General features: G+C 62.9%; 4 protein-coding genes, 1 tRNA gene and 1 pseudogene. All 6 read left to right on the forward strand.

The features are described 5' to 3' along the window. Positions 1 to 28: 28 nt before the first annotated feature. Positions 29 to 102 (forward strand) — tRNA-Arg (locus AC2VOG_RS13545). A 221-nt stretch (positions 103 to 323) separates the two neighbouring features. Next, positions 324 to 611: a DUF1330 domain-containing protein gene (locus AC2VOG_RS13550; protein WP_428901972.1), complete on the forward strand. Its 288-nt coding sequence runs from the start codon at positions 324 to 326 to the stop codon at positions 609 to 611. Positions 612 to 708: 97 nt separating this feature from the next. After that, complete coding sequence (locus AC2VOG_RS13555; protein WP_486940409.1) at positions 709 to 1,239, forward strand: DinB family protein; 531 nt, start codon at positions 709 to 711, stop codon at positions 1,237 to 1,239. Between the two features lie 134 nt (positions 1,240 to 1,373). Further along, on the forward strand, positions 1,374 to 1,556 hold the full coding sequence (locus AC2VOG_RS13560; protein WP_343709658.1) for an antitoxin VbhA family protein: 183 nt from the start codon (positions 1,374 to 1,376) through the stop codon (positions 1,554 to 1,556). A 12-nt stretch (positions 1,557 to 1,568) separates the two neighbouring features. Continuing rightward, entirely contained in the window at positions 1,569 to 2,207 is a 639-nt protein-coding gene (locus tag AC2VOG_RS13565) for a Fic/DOC family protein (RefSeq protein WP_486940408.1), read from the forward strand. Next, positions 2,126 to 2,321 (forward strand): annotated as a pseudogene (locus AC2VOG_RS13570) (hypothetical protein); the annotation flags it as partial. The gene AC2VOG_RS13565 and the pseudogene AC2VOG_RS13570, both read left to right, overlap by 82 nt.

Consider the following 2,321-nt stretch of genomic DNA (forward strand, 5'->3'; position numbering starts at 1 on the left):
GCCCGTTGGCTAGACTGACCTGCACATTGCCTCCGTAGCTCAGGTGGATAGAGCAAGGGCCTTCTAATCCCTAGGTCGCACGTTCGAGTCGTGCCGGGGGCACTGGTCAGAGCTGGTATCAGCGCGTTGCGTACCCGCACCAGCAGATTCGCCCAAGCGTTCGAACCCACCTCCTGTCAACCGGTTGACGCCACCGCCCGCCCTTACCGCAACTTTTGAAATGTAATCAGCGTGAAGTGTTGAGCGGGCGGGATACGGCCAGGGATATTTTCGCGTTCGCGTGCGTGACGCCTCACCGCGTGCCGTGTGGTGGGCTTGGTCGTATGAGCCTCACTTTCTATGCGCTGCTGTGGGCTCATCCGGGGGCGGATGAGGCGCTGATCGCATACGAAGACAGGGTCTTGGACCTGGTCCCCGAGCACGGTGGCCGCGTCGTACAGCGGTCCCGAAGCGACGGCGCCGACGGACGGCCCCTAGAGATCCAGCTGTTCGAGTTTCCGTCCGCCGAGGCGTTCAACGCCTACATGCATGACCCTCGCCGCACCGCGTTGGCCACTGAGCGCGACCGTGCCATCGCCAAGACCGAGCTCATCAACGTTCAGATTGTCTGATGCCACAAAGGCCCAGAGCGACAGCGCCTACCCGCGTTGCGGCGATTACGGTGGCAACGTGACGGAATGCGCGGCGTGCCAGTTCGATTACGGACAGATGGAAGGCCAAGACTTCGCAACCTCGGCGGGCCCTCTCGCCGCTGCGTATGTCGATCTGCTCGAGTCCACCAGCGGCACAATTCTGCGGGCCCGGCCGTCGCTGGACGTGTGGTCACCGCTGGAATACGCATGCCACGTCCGCGATCTGCTCTTGGTACAACGTGAACGAGTGCTGGCCGCGCGCCGCCAAGGCCGGCCAGTCGCAGACCCGATGGGGCGCGACGAAAGGGTCGAGCACGACGGATACAACCACCAGTCCCCCAGCGATGTCGCGCGCCAACTCAGCGATGCAACGCTGTTGCTATCCAATGCTTTCGGCAGGCTCTCGCCCGCCGACTGGGATCGCACCGTCATCTACCCGTACGCCTACCCGGACCCCAACCCGGGCGAGCGTTCACTTCGGTGGATGGCAACTCACACCCTTCACGAGCTAAGTCACCACCTGATTGATATTCGCCGCCAGCTCGACCGAGCGGATGCAGCACTCAAGGAAGAACACGTTTGCGACCGCGGGTCTGAGCAGCCCTAGTCACGGGCTTTCACTGTATCGAGTATCGCGTTGCTGGATCGTCAACAAGCGGAGTAACGCCACGGTTTTCGAGGCCGTGCCTCTCGTCAGTTACGTCGTCTATCCTAGGGGGACTGAATGAAGGTGGTGTCCAGGTGACCAAGCTACAGAAGGCCAAGCGCCGGGTCAAAGCCGTCCGCGCAATCCGCCGCAGCACCGAGCTCGAGGGTTCCCGCAGCACCAACGCCACGCGCGCCGACCAGGTCGCCTACGCGCGCGGCTCCATCACCGCCGCTGAACTACGCGACCGCGTCCGGCGCCGATACAACCTCCAGTAGCCGAGCTCGGGAGTGCAGCACCCCTGGGACACCGGCGATCCCGAGCAGAACTGGCGGGGCTATTTCATCCCTGGCACCAGCATCCTGAGAAACCGGGTCGGTGCCCAGACACCTGAAGCGCTGCGGGACGCGGAGAACGACCTCGTCGAGGCGCGTGTCATCGAACTCCGCGAAGCCCCCGGCCTTCTGGGTCACCGCACATACGATCTCGCCTACCTGCAAGCGCTCCACCGTCAGCTATTCCAGGACGTATACGTCTGGGCCGGAGAACTGCGGACCGTCGGCATCGAAAAGGGCGGCGAGTCTTTCTGCCCACCAGGCAGCATCGACCAGCCGATGACCCATGTCGCCGCTGACATTCACCGGCTCAACCAACTCAAGGATGTCCCCGAGGCAGATCTCGCATACACCGTCGCCTACTTGAACGACTACACGAACTTCGCCCATCCCTTCCGCGAGGGCAATGGCCGCACCACCCGCGAGTTCTTCGACCTCCTCCTCTCCGAACGCAGCGCCGGGCTCAACTGGCTGAACACCGACCTGACCGAGCTGCACAACGCATGCCACAGTGCGCGATCCGAATCCGACCTCCGAGGGCTCACCGCGATGTTCGCGAAAATTCTCGACAACGACCCTGCGTACGACTTTTGATTTCGATGAAACGAACCATGCGAGCCAGGCGGATTCAGCGCCGACTCGTCCGAGTGCTCACCCGCTACGGGCCAATGTCGGTACGGCTGCTATTCCTGTTCTTTGGTGTCGGGC

Source organism: Mycobacterium sp. TH-M11 (genome assembly GCF_057473725.1).

What these genes read in the sequence shown, in the direction of transcription:
- AC2VOG_RS13550 (WP_428901972.1), top strand. Translation starts at nt 324, where the DNA reads ATGAGCCTCACTTTCTATGCGCTGCTGTGGGCTCATCCGGGGGCGGAT.
- AC2VOG_RS13555 (WP_486940409.1), top strand. Translation starts at nt 709, where the DNA reads ATGGAAGGCCAAGACTTCGCAACCTCGGCGGGCCCTCTCGCCGCTGCG.